Consider the following 20,785-nt stretch of genomic DNA (forward strand, 5'->3'; position numbering starts at 1 on the left):
GATCCCGGACAGAGGGTAGTTAAGGCCACCTATGACCGCGTGGGGGGTGTCCTCGAATCCGACACCACAGCACAGATTATTGCCAAAGCTCAGGCCGCGCATGACGCCGGTGGCGGCATCGTCAAGTTCCCGGGGCACACGTTCACCATGACGCAGAGCCTGCCAATTCTCGCTGGGGTGAAGTATTGGGGCGTGGAACCAGTATTAGCCCCGGTTAACCCGACGAATCTCATATACCTCGGGGACATGGAATGGAACTACGTCAGTGGCACGGTCCTTGTGGGCAATGGAGCTTTCAATGCCTTCGAAGGGAACAAAACGGACCTTGCATCCGTGCCCTCTGACATCGAGAACACCGCTATCAGCAGTGCAGGCATCATCAACATCGGGCTCGATGGGTTTGTTGACGGGGTCCGGGTCGGTGCCGTGAACACCATGGGCATGGTGTGGGGAGAGGTTCGGAACGTCTACGCCAAGAATTGCTCTGGCTGGGGGGTGTTCCTTGCGAACTTCCAGCACTTGGACATTGACAATATCCGAACGACGCTCTGCCAGAACGGGCAATACTATGGGGCGCTCCTGCCAGGCTTGACCATGATGCCCGGCAACTCGGACATAGTGAACCTTTTCAACATGCCTCCCCGCGACGGGCGCAACCGACGTCTGTGCAGAGGCATCGTGTTCGAGGCTGGCGGAGTTGCCTCAATGCTGAATCAGCTCAATGTGTCCTGCATCCAGTGCAATGCCATGAGCCGGACGATACTGTCCACCACGGCAACCTTTACCAACGGGAGCAGGGCAATCACCGTACCCAGCGGCGCGGAGTTCCTGCCGGGAATGCCAGTCGTTTTCACCGCTACAGGTGCCGGCTTCGTGGCGGGCCAGGGATACATCGTCGCGTCCGTGGTTGGTAACACGATCACTCTGGCCAATGACAGGGTATCGTCACCTATTTCTGCGACAGCTGGCATCACGCTGACGCTGGAAACCTACGGGTTTCCGAACATGGAGATCACGCGGCGCAATTCCGGTGCCAGGGTGCAGAATTCACGTTTCAAGCACGTAGATGTGGAAGGTTCCGCCACGGCCGCGCTCTACACTGAGGGCTGCTACTACAACCACATCGAGATTTCTGAGCTGCCCGGAACAATGCACCTCTCGATCATGGCAAGGGACTCTGCTCGGAATGAGTACTATTCTTTCCACTCGGGCAACACCGACTTCGATGGGGCATCCACAGCAAGCACCTATTTTGGGGCCCGAAAAGCAACGTACCAGCGGGGGCTGGCGGGTGCCTGGATTGATGAGAGCGCAGCTGCTGGCGGAAATCGTGTCATGGCCATTGGTGGAGGTCAAAACAACGGTGTGGGTGGCGACATCCATACTCGTAGCTTGGGATTTCTCTATCCGAATGCTGGCCTGGGACAGCGCGTCACGCCACGTGACAACAGCATCACGCTCTCAGGGGCAAATGTGGGAGCGTGGGTATTCGCCGGCGGGACGGCGCAGACGTGGAATTTGCCAACTATCGCCGACACCACATGGGCGGTATCCATGATCGGCGCCGTCTACGAGATATTCAATGTCGGCGCTGCCGCCGTAACCCTCAATACTGCCGGAGGGCAGACGTTCAACAACATTGCCGGGAAGACCCGCGTTGCCATCAGTCCTGGTGCCGCGCTCCGAGTAACGGCAGGAAAGTATGAGGCTGGGACCTTCTTCTGGCTGGCCGTCTATCCAACGATGGTGACGTAGGCGACAGTAGACAGGTGGATATGTCATTGCACCGGGGGCAGCGCCTCAAACGCGGCGCTGCCCCCGGTGCAACTTCTAGTTTTTTGTTAGGTGAAGTTCGGCTGGAATGAGTTCAGGAAAGAGATTTATGCGCTGACCCCGACAGTGTCCGAGCGTCTCCGTGCCGGCTCTTTTTTGGTGAGCCTGCGCCCAACTTTGATCAGTGGATTCTCGAAGAGGCGGAAGAGCACTTCGGCCACGGCCAAGGAGCTGCCCAAAAGCAACACAACCCGGGCCAAAGACAAGAGCGGGTAGTCCTCGTTCATGGGCAGGACGCGGTCAACAATGTCCAGAAGCATGGGGTGGAAAAGGTAGATGCCATACGCGCGTGTTCCAACGTAACGGAGCGGCTTCCATGACAGGGCGTTCCCGATGAAACGAGGGCCAATCAGGGCGAGCGGCAGGCTGAGTGCGGCAAGAATGGAGAACGGTACATGGACATACGTCACGTCATCATTCATCAGCAATGCCGCAGTTGTACCAGCTAGGATCAGCGTTCCGGGTACTGGCCGTGCAAGCTGTCGCACGATGTTGAAGGTCTTCTCCTGGTTCATCAGGATGGCCAAGACAACGCCCGCCAGTATGGGGATATAGATAGCAAAGTAATTCCACCCCACAAACGGTGTGCTCGCCATCGAACTGACCAGCAGAACGCTCGCGATGAGTAGGCGTTTCCGCATAAACGCCGCCAATGCGAAGCCCAGGAAGGGCCACACAAGGTAGAACTTCTCTTCGATTCCCAGAGACCAGCTGTGGCTGAACGTTCCGCTGCCGGCAAATTCACCGTTGTAAGTGGCCAGGAGTGGCAGTCGCCCCGGGTAATTTTCAGGGTGGGAACCCATGCCAAAGCCAAGAACCAGCACGGAAACGGCAATCAGAGACAAATAGTACAAGGGGAAGATTCGGAACGCCCTGCGGACGTAGAAGCGCCAGATAGAGGCCCGCCCGTCACGCTCCTCCTCGCGCAGCAGGAGCGTTGTGATTAGGAAGCCGGAGATCACGAAAAAGATCGTCACGCCGAGATAACCGTTTAGCGGATCCCAAAGCCTATCGTGTGTGTGAAAGACCAGCACGAGCAGGATGCTTACAGCCCGAAGTCCATCGAGGGCTGGGAAGTAGCGTGCGCGCTTGAATTCCGTGAATGTTTGCGTGTCCAAGATCGAAGGCACAGAAACTCCTGAAGGTAACTGGGCACCTCGTATATGCCCCCCGCCCGAGTTTACTGGCAAGCCACCTGAGCGTGTATTCGGGACGGGCGCGCAAGGGCCGATAATACCGGTTAAGTGTCCCAACCATCCCATGACGAACGCGGCTGTCGCGGCGTGACGGTCATGATTTGGGTAGGGCGCTCTACCGACTCAGAGGACTCGGATCCATCCAAGTCATAATCACAACTACTACGCTGCCTAGGCCAAAGATGATAAGACCCCAAGTCCACGTCCGATAGCCGGGCCACAACGGAACGACCAGTTTGTCCAGAAGCTTGATCCGAACGGCTTCCCTGCGCTGAACAAATGGGGTCCCGTGGATGCGAAGCTCCGGAGGGTACGATTTTTCGAACTCCTCAAGCCAGTGGGCATCAGCCAGCTCAGCCTGTCTATGTCGGGCCATAAGCGTTACGCACAGAACCGTGACGACTATCGATAGTACGGCTGCCACGGTGCGTGATACCCGCGACGTATCAGCGCCAAGGGCGATCGTGAACAAGAACGCCTGAGCCGTCAGCGAAAGTATAGGGACTTGCCACAAAAGGTTGTCCCACTGCAAACGACGCGCAACGACCGACTGGTAGATGGCTTGGGGCTCAATCATGAACAAAGTATCTACGACCGCGCGGACTGCCACTGCGAAAGCAGTAAAGAAGTTTGATTGTGTCTCGACGGGTTAGATTCCCCTCGTGACGGAGCCCTCATACCAGCTTGCCGTGTCCCTTGGGACGAGGCCCCCTAGTTGCCGCCATAGGCCGGAGGATTTCCCGATGCGCAGGAATTTGCAAGGGAACGACGTCATGCGGATACGGACGCAAGCAGCGACTCGTACTGCATGGAATTGGTGGGAGCTCCAGTTCCGTCGACCCCGGGCAAGGTCGATGCTCAACGCATTCGGCAGCACATCATGCGGCCAGAACTACTTCATCAGGGCGTACCCGGCGACGGAGAATGAGACGATGGCCAGCGCGAACAAACCGATGTAGATGACGACCATTCTCCGGCGTCGGCGGGTCTCTCGGGTGGCGTCTCGTTGTCTGAAGTTTGTACCAGCTTGCATTGTTGTCCCCTTGCAAAAAACTGAACGGTCACCCGGAGTCTACAACTTTTAGCTTTGCTGTCGAGTTACTTGACGTCATAGACAGAAGTGTTTCGCAGAGTGTGTTTTGGGGGCAACAAATCGGACATCAAATGGTCATATTCTGTTCGCTTGGCTAGGGCCCAAAAGGTAGACGTGGGAGGTCCAATGCATCCAGCGGGGACCGGGCCGGCTGGGGGTCGTCGGCGACGATGTTCCGCTCGATGAAGTTGTGGATTGCTTGCCAAATATTACGTCTCATGGGCACAAGGTAGGCCTCGCCGCCCACCCTAAACAGAGTGGTCACTACCTGCTTTTGGCCCGGCGTCGTCGTCGGCACTTAACCCAAAAATGCCCCGTGGCCGGCACCCTCAAGGGTGCCGGCCACGGGGCATGAATGGTGGCTTTCAGCCGATCAGCGAGCGGACTCCGATCACGGCTGTGGCCAGGCCCAGGATCATCGAGATGCTCACCAGCATGAAGTGGACCATCAGGAAGCGCGTGGCCTTGCCCGAGGCATCCTTGGCGCGCGGATCCTTCAGGACGCGGCGCAGGAAGGGCGGCCAGACGATCAGGGACCAGAGGCCGGCCAGGATCAGGATGGCGGACAGGGCGGTGGGCAGCTGCATGGAAACTCCAGTAATGGTGTGCGGATCGTGTACGTGAACGGCCGGGTGTGTCAGGCCGGGTGCTCTTCCAACCAGCTCTTGGCCAGCGTGGCCTGCAGGTTCAGGGCCTTGCCGATCATCGGCTCGGCGGCGGAGGCGATCTTGGCGCCCAGGAACGGGATGGAGGACTTCACGTCACCGGAGAGCTCCACCCGGCTGTTCTCGCCGTCGGCGACAATCCGCTGCGTGGCGGCGACCTCCAGCGGGGCACCGGCAACGGTGAGCTTCACGGTGGCCTGGCGGGAGCCATCGGCCTCCGGGGCGCTCCACTCTTCCAGCTGCGTCACCGTCAGGGTGGCGCCCACCACCTTGCGGGCGATGTCCGGCAGGCGGTCGGTGGGCAGGGTGCGAACGGTCGTGGTGCTGAACGCGGCGGTGGTGGGGCCGCTGACCTCGAAGGACATCAGATCCCCGCCCACGGTCTGGCTGGTGTGGCGGATGAAGTCCTCGTTGGTGAAGACATCGGTCACCCGCTGGGCGGTTGCGGGCAGGGTGGTCGATGCGCTCAGCGCCATGGTTCCTCCAGTGTGGCCGGGGGTCCGGCCGGTATTGCATGTGTTTGGGCAGGTCCTAGGATACCGGGCGATGCTGGGAGCCCAGGACACGCCCGGGGCCATGTCAGCCGGGCGGGGTAGGCTGGGGACATCCCGGGGTTCACATCAGAACTTCGGGCTTTCGTGCTGTTTTCACGCCGTCCCGGACGGCAGATCCCGCCAGGAGAGAGCCACCGATGAGCCTAGATGGACTGCGCACAGCCCTTGCCGCGGACCCGACCTTTGCCCGGGTCCGCCGCCATGCCGCGGTGGACGCCGCCGAGCGCAGCGAGGACCTGCAGTTCGGTGCGCCGGCGGGCCTGCGCCCCGTGCTGCTGGCCGAAGTGGCCGAGGGACTGGCCGCGGCGGGTGCGGGTGCTGGCGGGCAGCAGGGCGTGGTGCTGGCCGTGACGGCCACGGGCCGGGAGGCGGAGGATCTGGCCGCCGCCCTGCGCGCCTATCTGCCGGCGGACGCCGTGGTCGAGTTCCCGAGCTGGGAGACCCTGCCGCATGAGCGGCTCTCGCCGCGATCGGACACCGTGGGGCGCCGCCTGGCGGTGCTCCGCCGGCTCAGCCACCCCGAAGAGTACGACGCCGGCACGCCCCTGGCCATCGTCGTCGCGCCCGTCCGCGCCGTGCTCCAGCCGCTGGTGGCCGGGCTGGGCGAGCTGGCGCCGGTGGAGGTCAAGGTGGGCGATGAGGTCCCCTTCACCGAGCTGGTCCGGCGGCTCTCCGACGCCGCCTACGCCCGCGTGGACATGGTCACGCACCGCGGCGAGTTTGCCGTCCGCGGCGGCATCATCGACGTCTTCCCGCCCACCGACGACCACCCCATCCGGGTGGAGTTCTTTGGCGACGAGGTGGATTCCATGCGCTGGTTTGCCGTGGCCGACCAGCGCTCGCTGACCTCCGTCACCGGGGAGATCAAGCACCCCACCACGCTCTACGCCCCGCCCTGCCGGGAAATCCTGATCACCGCCTCCGTGATGAGCCGTGCCGCCAAACTGCGCGGCTCCATGCCCGCCGCCGAGGCGATGCTGGAGAAGATTGCCGGCGGCATTGCCGTGGAGGGCATGGAGTCCCTGGCCCCGGCGCTGGTGGATGCCATGGTGCCGCTGACCTCGCACTTCCCGGCCGGCTCCGTGGCCGTGGTGATCGAGCCGGAGAAGGTGCGCGCCCGCGCCCACGATCTGGAATCCACCAACGAGGAGTTCCTTGAGGCCGCCTGGGCCAATGCGTCCGACGGCGGTGCGGCGCCGCTGGATCTGGCCGCGCACGGGATCGACCTCGCCTCCGCCAGCTTCAAGTCCCTGGGCCAGACGCGCCAGACCGCGCTGGCCGGCGGGGTGGCCTGGTGGTCCATCACCTCCCTCGCCGCGGACGCCGAGACCCTGCCCGACATCGACGTCGTCAACCTCCCGGCCCGCGAACCGCGCGGCTACCAGGGGGACGTGGCGGAGATGTTGGAGTTCATCGGCTCCCGGGTCAAGGACCAGTGGCGCGTGGTGGTGGCCACCGACGGCCCCGGCCCGGCCCAGCGCCTGGCCGAGCTCTTCCACGAGGCGAACATCCCCGCCGCCCGGGTGGACTCGCTGGACAAGGAGCCGGAGCCGGGGATCATCGAGGTGACCACCGCCGCCGTCGGGCGCGGTTTCGTCTTCGAGGGGCTCAAGCTGGGCCTGCTGACCGAGGCGGACCTGCTGGGCCGCTCCACGGCGAGCTCCACCAAGGACATGCGCAGGATGCCCTCCAAACGCCGCAACGCCGTCGACCCGCTCCAGCTGCGCGCCGGGGACTATGTGGTCCACGAGCAGCACGGCGTGGGGAAGTTTGTTGAGCTGATCCAGCGGAAGGTCGCCGGGGCGGGGGCCGGCGGCGCCGTCGGGCTGCGGGAGTACCTGGTGGTGGAGTATGCGCCGTCCAAGCGCGGTGCCCCGGGCGACAGGCTCTTTGTCCCGACCGACCAGCTGGACCAGGTCACGGCCTATGTGGGCGGCGACGCCCCGGCGCTGAGCAAGATGGGCGGCTCGGACTGGGCGGCCACCAAGTCCAAGGCCCGCAAGGCCGTCAAGGAGATCGCCGGCGAGCTGATCCGGCTGTACTCGGCGCGCATGGCCAGCCGCGGCCACGCCTTCAGCCCCGACACCCCCTGGCAGCGCGAGCTGGAGGAGGCCTTCCCCTATGTGGAGACGCCGGACCAGCTGACCACCATCAACGAGGTCAAGGCGGACATGGAGAAAGAGATCCCCATGGACCGCCTGGTCTCCGGCGACGTCGGCTATGGCAAGACGGAGATTGCCGTGCGGGCGGCGTTCAAGGCGGTGCAGGACGGCAAACAGGTGGCCGTGCTGGTGCCCACCACGCTGCTGGCCCAGCAGCACTACGAGACCTTCACCGAACGCTTCTCCGGCTTCCCGGTGCGCGTGAAGCCGCTGAGCCGTTTTCAAACTGCCAAGGAGTCCAAGGAGACGGTCGAGGGCGTGCGGACCGGCGCCGTCGACGTCATCATTGGCACCCACCGGTTGCTGTCCAAGGATTTCGCGTTCAAGGACCTGGGCCTGGTGATTGTGGATGAGGAGCAGCGCTTCGGCGTGGAGCACAAGGAGGCGCTGAAGAAGATGCGCACCAATGTGGACGTGCTGGCCATGAGCGCCACGCCCATTCCGCGCACCCTGGAGATGTCCTTGACGGGCATCCGCGAGACCTCCACGCTGGCCACCCCGCCGGAGGAGCGCCACCCGGTGCTGACCTACGTTGGCGCCTACACGGACAAGCAGGCCTCCGCCGCCATCCGCCGCGAGCTGATGCGCGAGGGGCAGGTGTTCTTTGTCCACAACCGGGTCTCCTCCATCGACAGGACGGCTGCGCACATCCAGCAGCTGGTGCCCGAGGCCCGCGTGGCCGTGGCGCACGGGCAGATGAGCGAGTCCAAGCTGGAGCAGATCATTGTGGACTTCTGGGAGAAGCGCTTCGATGTGCTGGTCTGCACCACCATCATCGAAACCGGCCTGGACATCTCCAACGCCAACACGCTGATTGTGGACCGGGCGGACAACTACGGCCTCTCCCAGCTGCACCAGCTGCGTGGGCGCGTGGGCCGAGGCCGCGAGCGGGCCTACGCCTACTTCTTCTACCCCTTCGACAAGCCCCTGGGCGAGGTGGCGCTGGAGCGGCTCAAGGCCGTGGCGGCGCACAACGAGCTCGGCGCCGGCATGGCCCTGGCCATGAAGGACCTGGAAATCCGCGGCGCCGGCAACCTGTTGGGCGGGGAGCAGTCGGGCCACATCCAGGGCGTGGGCTTCGACCTGTACATCCGCCTGGTGGGCGAGGCAGTGGCCGAATACCGCGGCGACGCCGAGGAGCGTCCGGCGGAGATGAAGATCGAGCTGCCGGTCAACGCGCACCTGCCGCACGACTACGTGCCGGGGGAGCGGCTGCGCCTGGAGGCCTACCGCAAGCTGGCCGCCGCCGTCACCCACGAGGAGATCGACGAGGTCCTGGCGGAGCTGGTGGACCGCTACGGCGAGCCGCCGGCAGCGGTGGTGAACCTGATCGCCGTCGCACGTTTCAAGGTGCATGCCCGCGCGGTGGGGCTGACGGATGTGGCGATGCAGGGGAACTTCATCAAGTTCGCCCCCGCGGACCTGCCCGAATCCAAGCAGATGCGCCTGACGCGCATGTACCCGGGCGCCATGGTCAAGCCGGCGCTCGCGTCAGTGCTCATCCCCAAGCCCAAGACGGCCCGGATCGGCGGCCGGGACCTGGCCGACGCCGAGGTGCTCAAGTGGGCCGAGGGCGTGCTGGAGGCCATCTTCACCGACTAGCCTGGCGTGTCCGGGCATGCAAAAGGCCCCGTGCCACCGGTTTCGACCGGCGGCACGGGGCCTTGGTGTGTGCTGCTAGCGCTGCTGGCCCGTGTCCGAGCGGTTCATGAACGTCATCGGCACGATGAAGGACAGGGAGCACAGGCCGATGGCGATGGCTGCCGGCCAGACATTGTCCAGGCTCAGGAAGGAGAAGGCGAAAACGCCGCCGCAGAACAGGACCGAGAAGATGACGACCAGAATGATGGTCTGGGCGAGATTGTTCTCCGGCTTGTACGCACCGTTGGACATGGTTCCTCCTGACCCCTCACGGGGGAGCTGTTGGGGTGGCCGGGCGCGCCGGCGCTGATTCTGCCTCTGATCTTAGTACGAAGTGCTGCCCGTCCCACCATTGACGATGGCGATGCCGGAACTGGCACCGATGCGGGTGGCACCGGCGTCGATCATGGCCTGGGCATCCGCCAGGGAGCGCACACCGCCGGAGGCCTTCACGCCGATGTCCGGGCCCACCGTGGCGCGCATCAGGGCCACGTCTTCAACAGTGGCGCCGCCGCCGTTGAAACCGGTGGAGGTCTTGACGAAATCCGCGCCAGCCTCGACGGCGGCCTGGCAGGCCAGGACCTTGGCCTCGTCGGTCAGGAGCGAGGTTTCGATGATGACCTTCAGGATCGCGTCCCCGGCGTGCACGGCCTCGGCGACGGCGGAGATGTCCTCCACCAGCGCGCCCTTGTCCAGGGCACGGGCGGCGGCGATGTTGATGACCATGTCGATCTCATCCGCACCGTCCAGGGTGGCGCCGCGGGCCTCAAAGACCTTGACGTCGGTGTTGGTGGCGCCCAGCGGGAAGCCGATGACGGAGCAGGTCAGCACACCTGTGCCACGAAGGGCGCGGTGGACGGTTTTGACCCACACCGGGTTCACACAGACCGACTTGAAATGGTACTCGGCGGCTTCTGCGCAGACCTTCAGGATCTCGGCCTCGCTGGCCTCGGGCTTGAGCAGCGTGTGGTCGATGTAGGCGGCGATGGGTGCCTGCTCGGTCATGGTGTCCCTTCCGGTAGGAATAGTTGCTCTCATGGTGCCACATGAGTGCGCATCCGGGCACGGAGCCGGTACCCCCGCTTCACCACCGTTTCCACCACGGAACCGTCCGGCAGGGCCGAGCGCAGCCTGCTGACCGTCATGTCCAGCGCATGGGCCGATCCATCCAGATCCAGCAGCCCTGTCAGGTCCTGGCGGCTGAGGACGTTGCCGCCGGCCCCCAGCAGGGCGCGCATCAGCAGCAGCGGCGCCGGCGCCAGCGGGACGGGAGCGCCGTCGATCCGCAGGGAGCGTCCCCGCATTTCCACCGTCCCCGCCTCGGTGCCCAGGCTTTGGACGTGGTTGCGGGCCAGGTGCTCGCAGACCAGCCGCACCAGCGCCCCCATCCGGAAGCGTTGGGGCACCAGGGGTGTGATGCCGGCGGCGATCAGCGGGGCCGCGGTGACGGGCCCGACGGCGGCCGTGGCCACCGGGCCGGCCAGCGCCTCCCGGAACGCCGCACCCAGGCCCAGCTCCTCCGCGGCGGCAAACACTGCTTCCACGGCCGGAGCGCTGGTGAACACGACGGCGTCGAGCTCCTGGTTGCAGACGGCCTCGATCAGAGCGGGGAGCCGCTGGGCGCCGCCGGACGGGCCGGATTCGGCAGCGGGCTCCGGATCCGCCCAGCGGTACGGTGCCACCGTCAGGACCCTGGCCCCGGCCTCGCGCAGCCGGGTCAACGCGTCCTCATCCACGAAGCCGTGCAGCTGCACGGCCACTGTGAGCCCGTTGAGGTCCTCCGTGAGCATCATGTCCACCAGCGTTGCTGTGGTCTCATCGGAGCTGATGGCGGCGTCGTGCAGCCCCGCCGCGCGGACGGCGCCGCGGGCCTTGGGGCCGCGGACAAAGATCTTGCAGGACTGCAGCACGTCCAAAAGGTCCTCGCCCAGTCCTGCGGCGTCGGCACCCTCGCACCAGCGCCGGATCCCGTAGGCGGTGGTGGCCACCAGCATGTCCGGCCGGGCGGCGATGATGGCGCGGGTGTCCGCCACCAGGCCCTCGTCCTCCACCATCGGGGCGATCCGCAGGGCCGGTGCATGCAGCACCGTTGCGCCCCGGCGCTGCAGGGCCTCGATCAGATCCTTGGAGCGGCGGTGTGCTGTGACACCCACCCGGAAGCCGTCCAGGGAGGCATCGAGCCGGTCCGGGGTGCCGCCGTCGTCGTCAATTGGTGCAGTGGTGTGGTCTGTCATGATGTCTCCAGCGTAGAGGCCAGGCTGTCCAGCAGGGCCTGCTCGGGGGTTCCGGCCAGGGAGACCACCTCGCCGATCACCAGCACCGCGGGGTTGCTGGCCAGGGCCGCGGCCGCCGGCAGCGTCCCCAGCGTGGCGATGGTGGTGCGCTGGCCGGGGCGGAATCCGCGTTCGATGACGGCGGCGGGCATGTCGGCCCGCATCCCGGCCCGCTCGAGCCCGGCCGCGGTGTCACGCAGCGTGCCCACGCCCATCAGCACCACGATGGTCCCGCCCAGGCCCGCCAGATGCTCCAACTCGCTGTCGGAGAGCGGGGCGTGGCCGGAGACCACCGTAAACATGCGGCTGATGCCGCGGTGCGTGACGGGAATGCCGGCAGCCCCTGGCACGGCAATGGAACTGCTGATCCCGGGAACCACCGAGACCGGCACCCCCGCCGCGGCACAGGCGGCCAGTTCCTCGCCGCCGCGGCCGAAGACGTACGGATCCCCACCCTTGAGCCGGACCACGCGGGCGCCGGAGCGTGCCGTGGACACCAGCATGGCCTCGATCTCGTGCTGGGGGATCTTGTGGTGGCCGGGGGTCTTGCCCACGTCCACCAGCAGGGCTCCGGGCGCGAGCTGCGTCAATCCCTCCACCGGTCCCAGCCTGTCGTAGTAGACGACGTCGGCCTCCCGCAGCGCCTCCTTGGCCCGCTCCGTGAGCAGGTCCACCGGACCCGGACCGCCACCCACCAGGGTGACGTGGCGGCCGGGCAGTGCCGCGGGCTCGGACACCATGAAGACTCCGTGCAGCCGGCAGGCCGTGCGCAACGGCTCCCAGCCCGGATCGCCGTCGTCCACGGCAGCCACGAGCAGCACCTCATCCATCGCGCTGGTGCGGAAATGGGCCGGGCACTCGATGGTGCTGACGACGGCGCCGGCGGCACGGTAGCGGCGCACCGCGCGGCGGGCGGCGACGGCGTTGCCGGTGACCAGGACTGATGCTCCGGTGAGGTCTGCTGTGAGGTCCATGGGACGTGCCTCTTTCAGGTAGTGGTTGATGCTTGGTTGCCGGCGGCTTAGGAGCCGGCGCGGACCGGGATGGTGGCGCCGAGGCTGACCCGCTCCGCGCTGGTGGCGGGGCGGATCTGGCCGCGCTCGGGCACAAAGGCGATCGAATCATCGGCGTCGGACGGGGCGTTGACGAAGGTGCGGAACCGGCGCAGGCGCTCCGGGTCCTTCAGCGTGGCGGCCCATTCGTCCTCGTAGTTGCCCACGTGGCTGGCCATGGCGGCCTCGAGGTCCTCGGCAATGCCGAGCGAATCGTTGACCACCACGTCCACGACGTGGCCCAGGCCGCCGTCGAGCTCCTCCTGCCAGCGGGCGGTGCGCTGGAGCCGGTCCGCGGTGCGGATGTAGTACATGAGGTAGCGGTCGATGTAGCGGATGAGGGTCGCATCATCCAGATCCTTGGCCAGCAGCTGGGCGTGCGCCGGGGTGGCACCGCCGTTGCCGCCGACGTACAGGTTCCAGCCGTCCGCCGTCGCGATCACGCCGACGTCCTTGCCGCGGGCCTCGGCGCATTCGCGGGCACAGCCGGAGACGCCCAGCTTGAGCTTGTGCGGGCTGCGCAGGCCGCGGTAGCGCAGCTCCAGGTTGATGGCCATGGCCACCGAGTCCTGCACACCGAAGCGGCACCAGGTGGAGCCGACGCAGGATTTCACCGTGCGCAGGCTCTTGCCGTAGGCCTGGCCGGATTCGAAGCCGGCCTCCACCAGGATCGTCCAGATTTCGGGCAGCTGCTCCAGCCGGGCGCCGAAGAGGTCGATCCGCTGGCCGCCGGTGATCTTGGTGTAGAGGCCGTAGTCCTGCGCCACCTTGGCGATGACGGCGAGCTTGTCCGGGGTGATCTCCCCGCCCGGGATGCGCGGCACCACGGAGTACGTGCCGTCCTTCTGCATGTTCGCCAGGGCGCGGTCGTTGGTGTCCTGGAGGGTGCCGCGGCCCTCGTCCAGCACATAGGCGCCGTTCTGGCTGGCGAGGATGTTGGCGATGGTGGGCTTGCAGATGTCGCAGCCGGCTCCCGTGCCAAAGCGGGCCAGAATGTCCTCGAAGTCGGTGAGCTCCAGGGCGCGGACGGCCTCGAAGAGCTCCGCGCGGGACATCTCAAAGTGCTCGCAGAGTGCCTTGGAGACGGCGATGCCGCTCTTGGTGAGCTCGCCCTCCAGCAGCTTCTTCAGCAGCGGAACGCAGGAGCCGCAGGAGGTGCCGGCGCGGGTGCAGCCCTTCAGCGCGCCCAGTTCCTGGACGGGCTCCTGGCCCTCGCAGGCGCCGCAGCCGCCGATGGCGTCGCGGATGGCGCCGGCGGGGACGTTGTTGCAGGAGCACAGGATGGCGTCGTCGGGCAGCTCGGTCTCCGGGGCGTCGCCGCCGCCGGCCGCAGAGAGGAAGGCGCCGGGCTCGGCCGGGAGGTCGCGGCCCAGCAGCGGACGCAGGCTGGTGTAAGGGGAGGCGTCGCCCACGAAGATGCCGCCCAGAAGGGTCTTGGCATCGGAGGAGGTGACGATCTTTTGGTAGACGCCGCGGGCCGGGTCAGCGTAGACAACTTCCAGGCTGTGCTCCGTCTTGGCGAAGGCATCGCCGAAGCTGGCCACATCCACACCGGAAAGCTTGAGCTTCGTGGCGGTGTCGAAGCCGGGGAACGTGGCATCGCCGCCGTGCAGGCGGTCCGCGACGATCTCCGCCATGGTGTTGGCCGGAGCCACCAGGCCCAGGCACATGCCGCCGAAGTTGGCGACCTCGCCGATGGCCCAGACGTTCTCCACGCTGGTTGCGCAGTCCTCACCGATGACGACACCGCCGCGCGGGCCCAGGTCAAAGGGGGTCACTGCGTCTTCATTGTTGGCCTCTGCTGCGGCCTTGGCCTCGGCGGTGGGGCGGGCCAGCTCGTCGCGGGGCCTGACGCCGATGGCCACGACCACCAGGTCCGCCGGAATCACGCGCTCGTCGGCCATCAGCACCCCGGTGACGCGGCCGTCGTCGTCGGCCTCAACAGCGGAGGGGAACACGCCGCAGTGGACCTCAAGGCCCTTGGCCGCCACCAGCCGGCCCAGCGCCTGGCCGGCGCCCTCATCCAGCTGGGTGTTCATCAGCCAGGCGCCGCCGTTGACCACGGAAGATACGGCACCCAGTTCGGCCAGGCCTGCGGCGGCTTCAAGGCCCAGCAGACCGCCGCCGATCACCACAGCGTTGACGGGCCGGCCCAGCTCGCTGGCCAGCCTCGCAACCTCCAGGCGCAGGGTCACCACATCCTCCACCGTGCGGTAGACGTGGCTGAACTCGGAGCCGGGGATGGGCAGCCGGGCGGCATCGGAGCCGGTGGCCAGGACCAGATGGTCGTAGGCGTGGGTGGCGCCGTCACTCGTGCTGACGGTGCGGGCCTCGGTGTCCACCGAGGTGGCACGGGCGCCGGTGTGCAGGGTCAGGGCCGGGTGCTCCCACATGTCCGCCTGGCCCAGCGTCAGGTCGACATCCGCCACGAGCGCACGGCTCAGGGCCACCCGGTCGTAGGGCAGGTGCGGCTCCTCGGCCAGAACGGTGACCCGGAACTGCTGAAGTCCACGGGCGTGCATGGCCTCCGCGAAACGGTGCGCCGCCGGCCCTCCACCCACGACGAGGACCGTCTGGGGTTCTTCGGTCCACTGCATTGATCGGCTCATGGCGGCCCTTTCCTTACGTTGGCGCCCACCGGGTTCGGCGGGGCCTGGAATCAGCCTAGAAGGCGGGGGTATCGGCCCCATTTCCCCTATGTTTCGTGGGGTTAACTTTCGCGTCACCACCATGTTTCGGGCCCTGTGAGGCGGGTTTTACTTTGCGGACATATCCGGCGCGTCCACATGAAACAGGGCGGTTCTAGCGTCTTTCCTATGAGCTTCCGGGACTGCGATGGTCCCGGTGTTGGCAGGAAAAGGAGAAGGCCATGACAGCAGTAGTTGAACGGCCCGCAGCCCAGGGCAGCACGGATGTGCAGGATTCTGTGAATGGAACGCCGCAGTGGCAGCGCATCTGCGCCCTGTCCGAGCTGGAGGCATCGTGGGGCGAGGCGGCCTTTGTTGGCGGGCGGCAGATTGCCCTGTTCCGCGTGGGCGGAGGTGCTGGGCACATTGGGGGAGTCGGCACCGGCCCGGCGGACGCGGTGTTCGCAGTGGACCAGGCGGACCCCGCCACGGGCGCCTGCGTGATGGCCCGCGGCATCGTGGGCTCCCGCGGCGGCCAGGCCACTGTGGCCTCGCCGCTGCACAAGGAGGTCTACGCCCTGGCCACGGGGGAGTGCCTCAGCGGCTCCGAGCACCGCCTCCCCGTGCACCCCGTGCGCGTGGTGGACGGGTTCATCGAGGTGGAGGTCTAGAACCTGCTCCCACCTTGGTGCCCGGCTTGGCGCCCGGCGTCCGGTCCGATGCCCGGCCCGGGTGTCGGTCCAGCCCGGCGGTCTCAACGGTCTCAATGGTCTCGCCGGGCAGGGACGCAGTTCCCCGCTGGGGATGCGGTAGTAGACGCATCCCCAGCGGGGAACTGCGTCTTTGGCTGTTCCGGTGGCTGGGCGCAGCCGAAAACTGGTGCGGCGTGGGTGTCCCGGCCGCCGTCATTCTTTGGACGTACGACGGCGGCGGGTGGCTTGGGGCAGCCCGGCGCGGCCCAGCTTTCCGGCTAGGGTGGGCAGGTTCATCATCGCTTTCCAATCCCACCGGACGAAGCCCAGACCGAGGGCGCGGATGGCGTCCTCGCGATCCTTCTCCTTCATGACGCGCTCGGCTGGGGTGAGGCCACCGCCCCAATCGGCGCGCATGTACTTCCCCTTGCCGTCGAACTCGCCCACCAAACCGTGCTCCGCCCAATGGAAGTCGGTCCTGGCCCACGTCCCATCCGGCAGATCGAATTTGTGCTGGAGCTCCGGCGCGGGGAAGCCCAGGATGTGCATATTGGCGCGGCTGATGGATTCACCCGCAGATTCGGCAAGGTCCGAGCTGAACTCAATGACACGCAGCGCCCGCCGGATCTTTGCGGCGCTGGGAAGCCTTTCGGCGAGGCTGTGCAGCTCATCCACGGTGGCCGGTGCACCCAGCAGCGACTCCTCGGCCCAGCGCGGTCCCAGTGCGGGGTCCAAATCCCTGTTCTCCGAGTCCTTGCCGGGCGGCCGCCGGCACGAATCCACCACAGCCACGGCCTGGGCAAAGGGCAGCCGAACGGCGAGTTCCACCGCAGTGTTGGCCTTGGGCATCACCAGAAACTCCCCGAGGGCCACCGGCTGGTCATCCAGCGGCAGTAGATGGCTCCGTACGCCAGGACGGGACCGACCGCCACCGGAGAACTGGGTGCGGAGGTTGAGGTCCCGGGGCGTCCCCACCAACCACAAACCCCACATGACAGCAGCGGTGGAGAGCGCAAACACCGGCGCTGCGTCCCGGGTCCGGTTGCAGGCGGTGGCCTTGGCTCCGTACTTCTCCCGCGTTGTGAGCACATCCCATTGGGTGCGGGCAGCGTAGGCACCGCGCCGGATGCGGACCAGCCGCCCGGCGGCTGCCTCACGGGCCAGCCGGCGGGCATCCTGGCCCACGGAATCAAGGTCTGTACAAAGGATCAACTGTGGCATGTTCATCCACCCATGCTGGATCCGTGCCGCCCGGCGCTCGCGGTGCTGCATGGCGTTTGTGGACCATTCCCGCCCTCCGCCGCCCGGTGCAGGACGCGGATTCCCGCCTCGGACCCGGTTCCGTCGTCGCCCTCCCCGGCTGGCGACGTCGTTCCCCTTTGGCGACGCAGTAGTGGACGCGTCCTCAGAGGGGTGGTGCGTCCTGGGCGAGTGCAGTGGTTGAGTGCGGCGATGCGGAGTCGAAACCTGGTGGGGTGGGCGCGTCCTGGGCCAACGCCGTCGTCCTCGGGAGGTCTCGGCTTCGCTCAACCAACGAGACCGGTGGTTGAGCCTGCCGAAACCTGGTGCGGCGGGCGCGTCCCCGGCTGGCGACGTCGTTCCCCTGTGATGACGCAGTAGTGGACGCGTCCTCGGAGGGGTGGTGCGTCCTGGATGCAACTAGGCGCGGAGGTCTCGGCTTCGCTCGACCAACGAGACCGGTGGTTGAGCCTGCCGAAACCTGGTGCGGCGGGCGCGTCCCCGGCTGGCGACGTCGTTCCCCTTTGATGACGCAGTAGTTGACGCGTCCTCAGAGGGGTGGTGCGTCCTGGGCCAGTGCAGTGGTTGAGTGCGGCGAAGCGGAGCCGAAACCTGGTGCGGCGGGCGCGTCCCCGGCTGGCGACGTCGTCCTCGGGAGGTCTCGGCTTCGCTCAACCAACGAGACCGGTGGTTGAGCCTGCCGAAACCTGGTGGGGTGGGCGCGTCCCCGGCTGGCGACGTCGTTCCCCTTTGATGACGCAGTAGTGGACGCGTCCTCGGAGGGGTGGTGCGTCCTGGGCCAGTGCAGTGGTTGAGTGCGGCGAAGCGGAGCCGAAACCTGGTGCGGCGGGCGCGTCCCCGGCTGGCGACGTCGTTCCCCTGTGATGACGCAGTAGTGGTCGCGTCCTCGGAGGGGTGGTGCGTCCTGGGCCGGTGCGGGGGCGTATCGACAGGCTCGACGACCGAGCTAAATGCCCGAGTGCGGTGCCGGGGTTACAGGCCCAGGGCGGTGCGGACGTCGGCGAGGACGGCGTCGAGGGCGGTGCGGGCGCGGGTGCGGGCGGCGTTGAGGTCCGTCCGGCCGCCGACGTCGATGATGACCTCCAGGTAGCACTTGAGCTTGGGCTCGGTGCCGCTGGGGCGGATGATCACGCGGCTGCCGTCCTCGGTCAGGAACAGCAGGCCGTCGGTGGGCGGCAGCTGCTCCGAGCCGGCGGCCAGATCCGTGAAGACCTCGACGGCGGAGCCGCCAAAGGACGACGGTGGGCTCTGGCGCAGGGCGGCCATCATGGTGCCCAGCAGGGCCAGATTGTCCACCCGGACGCTGAGCTGGTCGCTGGCGTGCATGCCGTGTTCCAGGGAGAGGTCATCCAGCGTGTCGAAGAGCGTGCGCCCCGCAGCCTTGGCGGCGGCGGCCATTTCGGCAATCAGCAGGCCGGCGGAGATGCCGTCCTTGTCGCGCACCAGCTCCGGCGCCACACAATAGCCCAGCGCCTCCTCATAGCCGTAGACCAGTCCCGGCACGCGGGAGATCCACTTGAAGCCGGTGAGGGTCTGCTCGTGCCGGTAGCCCTGGGCCGCGGCAATGCGGGACAGCAGCCGCGAGGACACGATCGAGTTGGCAAAGACGCCCCCTGCGGCCGGTCCGCCCCCGCCGTCGGTGGCCAGCATGGCGCGGCGGGCAGCGACGTGGGCGCCCAGCAGCGCCCCCACCTCGTCCCCGCGCAGCATCCGCCATTCGCCGGTGGAGGGGTCCAGGGCTGCGGCGGCGGCCCTGTCGGCGTCGGGGTCGTTGGCCAATACCAGATCCGCGCCCAGCGAGGCGGCGGCGGCCAGGGCCAGGTCCAGGGCCCCGGGCTCCTCCGGATTGGGGAAGGATACGGTGGGGAATTCCGGGTCCGGCTCGGCCTGCTCGGTGACCAGCGTGACGTCGGCGAACCCAGCGGCCGCCAGCACGTCAGTGGCCGTTTCACCGCCGACGCCGTGCATGGGCGTGAGCACAATCTTCAGTTTCCGCGCGGGGAAGGCCGCAGGGGCTGCCAGCGCGCCGATGGCCGTGCCGTAGCCCGATACGAAATGGGCGTCCAGCACATGCCAGCCGGATTCGGCGAGGGCGATGCTGGACAGCGGCCCGACGGCAGCGATCTTCGCCGCGATCAGAGAGTCGTAGGGTGCCACGATCTGGGCGCCGCGCCCGGACTCCTCCACGGCCCGGCCGCCCAGGTAGACCTTGTAGCCGTTGTCCGCCGGCGGATTGTGGCTGGCGGTGACCATCACCCCGGCCTCGGCATCCAGGGCACGGACGGCATAGGCCAGGATCGGCGTCGGCAGGGCCGCGGGGAGCAGGAAGGTGTCGATGCCGGCCGCCGTGAAAATGGCAGCCGTTTCCGCCGCGAAGACGTCCGAATTCCAGCGCGCGTCGTAGCCGACGACGGCGCGGGGCATGTAGGTGTTCGAGGGGTCCTTGGTGGCGGCCTCCAGCAAGAAGGCCGCCAGTCCCGCAGCGGCACGCCGCACCACCACACGGTTCATCCGGTTGGACCCCGGCCCCAGCGCCGCGCGCAGTCCGGCGGTGCCAAACTCCAGGGTTCCGTCGAAGGCATCCGCCAGCTCGCGCCGGGCCGCCGCAGCCTCGGCCGCAACACCGTCGGCGTCGGAAGCGTCGGCCCCGCCGTCGTCGTCGCCGCCGCCTCCAGAACCCGCCCCGCCGCCGTCGTCGCCGGCACCCGACGCACGGGCCATCAGCCTTCGCAGAGCCGCAGCCGTGGCCGGATCCGGATCCTCCGCCGCCCAGCGTTCGGCCGTGTCGAGCAGGGACTCAAGTGCGTCGTCGTGCGTGGTCATGGCACACAGCCTAATTGTCGGGCGCCCCGGGAGGCGCTAAGCCGGGGTGGGGATTCAGCGGGACCTTAGAGCTTGGCGATGATCTGGGCGAGCAGCTTGGAGATCCGCGGGCCGGCGGCGGCGCCGGCCTCCAGCACCTCCTGGTGGTTCAGCGGTACGGGGCTGATGCCGGCGGCCAGGTTGGTCACCAGCGAGATGCCGAAGACCTCCATGCCGGCGTGTCGTGCCGCGATGGCCTCCAGCGCCGTGGACATGCCCACCAGATCAGCGCCGATCCGCTTGGCGTACTGCACCTCGGCGGGCGTCTCATAGTGCGGGCCGGTGAACTGGGCATAGACGCCCTCGTCCAGCGTGGGGTCCACCTCCCGGGCCACGGCGCGCAGCCGGGAGGAGTACAGGTCCGTCAGGTCCACGAAGGTGGCGCCCTCCAGCGGGGAGCTGGCGGTGAGGTTGATGTGGTCGCTGATCAGCACGGGCGTGCCGGGAGTCCACGCGGGGTTCAGCCCTCCGCAGCCGTTGGTCAGCACCAGCGTCTTGGCGCCGGTGGCGGCGGCGGTGCGCACGCCGTGGACGACGGCGCGCACGCCCTTGCCCTCGTAGAAGTGGGTGCGGGCGCCCAGCACCAGGGCGCGCTTGCCGCCGGGGGTCAGGATGGAGCGGATGGTGCCCACATGCCCCTCCACTGCGGGGGCGGAAAAGCCCGGGATGTCGGTGGAGGCCAGTGTGGCGGTGGTCTCACCGATCAGTTCGGCGGCGTCGCCCCAGCCGGAGCCCAGCACCAACGCCACATCGTGGCGTTCGACGCCGGTGGCCTCGGCAATGTAGGCGGCCGCGCTGCGGGCCAGCTCGAAGGGATCCGCGGCAGGGGCCGCGTGGCGGGCGGAAGAGGTCTCTGAAGTGCTCACCAGATCAAC

14 protein-coding genes are annotated in these 20,785 nt (G+C 67.2%); 3 read left to right on the forward strand and 11 right to left on the reverse strand.

Features of this window, described 5'->3' with window-relative positions; translation table 11 throughout:
* Positions 1–39 precede the first annotated feature (39 nt).
* On the forward strand, positions 40–1,755 hold the full coding sequence (locus K254_RS0101315) for a hypothetical protein (protein ID WP_026553867.1): 1,716 nt from the start codon (positions 40–42) through the stop codon (positions 1,753–1,755).
* 125 nt (positions 1,756–1,880) lie between these two features.
* Here K254_RS0101315 and K254_RS24655 read toward each other — a convergent pair whose 3' ends face one another.
* From K254_RS24655 to K254_RS0101340, 3 genes are all read right to left on the reverse strand, one after another.
* Complete coding sequence (locus K254_RS24655) at positions 1,881–2,963, reverse strand: acyltransferase family protein (RefSeq protein WP_051388646.1); 1,083 nt, start codon at positions 2,961–2,963, stop codon at positions 1,881–1,883.
* 1,524 nt (positions 2,964–4,487) lie between these two features.
* Positions 4,488–4,709, reverse strand: coding sequence for an SCO4848 family membrane protein (locus tag K254_RS0101335; RefSeq protein ID WP_026553869.1), 222 nt, complete (start codon positions 4,707–4,709; stop codon positions 4,488–4,490).
* Positions 4,710–4,759: 50 nt separating this feature from the next.
* Entirely contained in the window at positions 4,760–5,263 is a 504-nt protein-coding gene (locus tag K254_RS0101340) for a DUF2505 domain-containing protein (RefSeq protein ID WP_026553870.1), read from the reverse strand.
* A gap of 215 nt (positions 5,264–5,478) precedes the next feature.
* Here K254_RS0101340 and mfd point away from each other — a divergent pair, with 215 nt between their 5' ends.
* Positions 5,479–9,105, forward strand: coding sequence for a transcription-repair coupling factor (gene mfd, locus K254_RS0101345; RefSeq protein ID WP_026553871.1), 3,627 nt, complete (start codon positions 5,479–5,481; stop codon positions 9,103–9,105).
* 75 nt (positions 9,106–9,180) lie between these two features.
* Here mfd and K254_RS0101350 read toward each other — a convergent pair whose 3' ends face one another.
* The 5 genes from K254_RS0101350 to nirB form a co-directional block, all read right to left on the reverse strand.
* Positions 9,181–9,396 (reverse strand): hypothetical protein, encoded by a 216-nt coding sequence (locus K254_RS0101350; protein WP_026553872.1) that lies wholly within the window; start codon positions 9,394–9,396, stop codon positions 9,181–9,183.
* A 72-nt stretch (positions 9,397–9,468) separates the two neighbouring features.
* A complete protein-coding gene (deoC, locus tag K254_RS0101355; protein WP_026553873.1) occupies positions 9,469–10,149 on the reverse strand; it encodes a deoxyribose-phosphate aldolase in 681 nt (226 codons plus the stop codon).
* Between the two features lie 29 nt (positions 10,150–10,178).
* A complete protein-coding gene (locus tag K254_RS0101360; protein WP_051388647.1) occupies positions 10,179–11,378 on the reverse strand; it encodes a uroporphyrinogen-III synthase in 1,200 nt (399 codons plus the stop codon).
* A complete protein-coding gene (gene cobA, locus K254_RS0101365) occupies positions 11,375–12,391 on the reverse strand; it encodes a uroporphyrinogen-III C-methyltransferase (protein WP_026553875.1) in 1,017 nt (338 codons plus the stop codon). Before cobA ends, K254_RS0101360 begins: the two co-directional genes overlap by 4 nt.
* A 47-nt stretch (positions 12,392–12,438) precedes the next feature.
* Positions 12,439–15,078 (reverse strand): nitrite reductase large subunit NirB, encoded by a 2,640-nt coding sequence (nirB, locus tag K254_RS0101370; protein WP_026553876.1) that lies wholly within the window; start codon positions 15,076–15,078, stop codon positions 12,439–12,441.
* Between the two features lie 260 nt (positions 15,079–15,338).
* Here nirB and K254_RS0101375 point away from each other — a divergent pair, with 260 nt between their 5' ends.
* The gene (locus K254_RS0101375) at positions 15,339–15,767 is read left to right on the forward strand and encodes a nitrite reductase (NAD(P)H) small subunit family protein (RefSeq protein WP_026553877.1); all 429 of its coding nucleotides are present in this window, start codon (positions 15,339–15,341) and stop codon (positions 15,765–15,767) included.
* Positions 15,768–16,001: 234 nt separating this feature from the next.
* Here K254_RS0101375 and K254_RS21155 read toward each other — a convergent pair whose 3' ends face one another.
* From K254_RS21155 to K254_RS0101390, 3 genes are all read right to left on the reverse strand, one after another.
* Positions 16,002–17,015, reverse strand: coding sequence for a hypothetical protein (locus tag K254_RS21155; RefSeq protein ID WP_155848419.1), 1,014 nt, complete (start codon positions 17,013–17,015; stop codon positions 16,002–16,004).
* Between the two features lie 1,005 nt (positions 17,016–18,020).
* Positions 18,021–19,871, reverse strand: coding sequence for a phospho-sugar mutase (locus K254_RS0101385; RefSeq protein WP_026553878.1), 1,851 nt, complete (start codon positions 19,869–19,871; stop codon positions 18,021–18,023).
* Positions 19,872–19,936: 65 nt separating this feature from the next.
* Entirely contained in the window at positions 19,937–20,776 is an 840-nt protein-coding gene (locus tag K254_RS0101390; protein ID WP_051388651.1) for a purine-nucleoside phosphorylase, read from the reverse strand.
* Positions 20,777–20,785: the final 9 nt, after the last annotated feature.

Source organism: Arthrobacter sp. 35W (assembly GCF_000482545.1).
GTDB lineage: Bacteria > Actinomycetota > Actinomycetes > Actinomycetales > Micrococcaceae > Specibacter.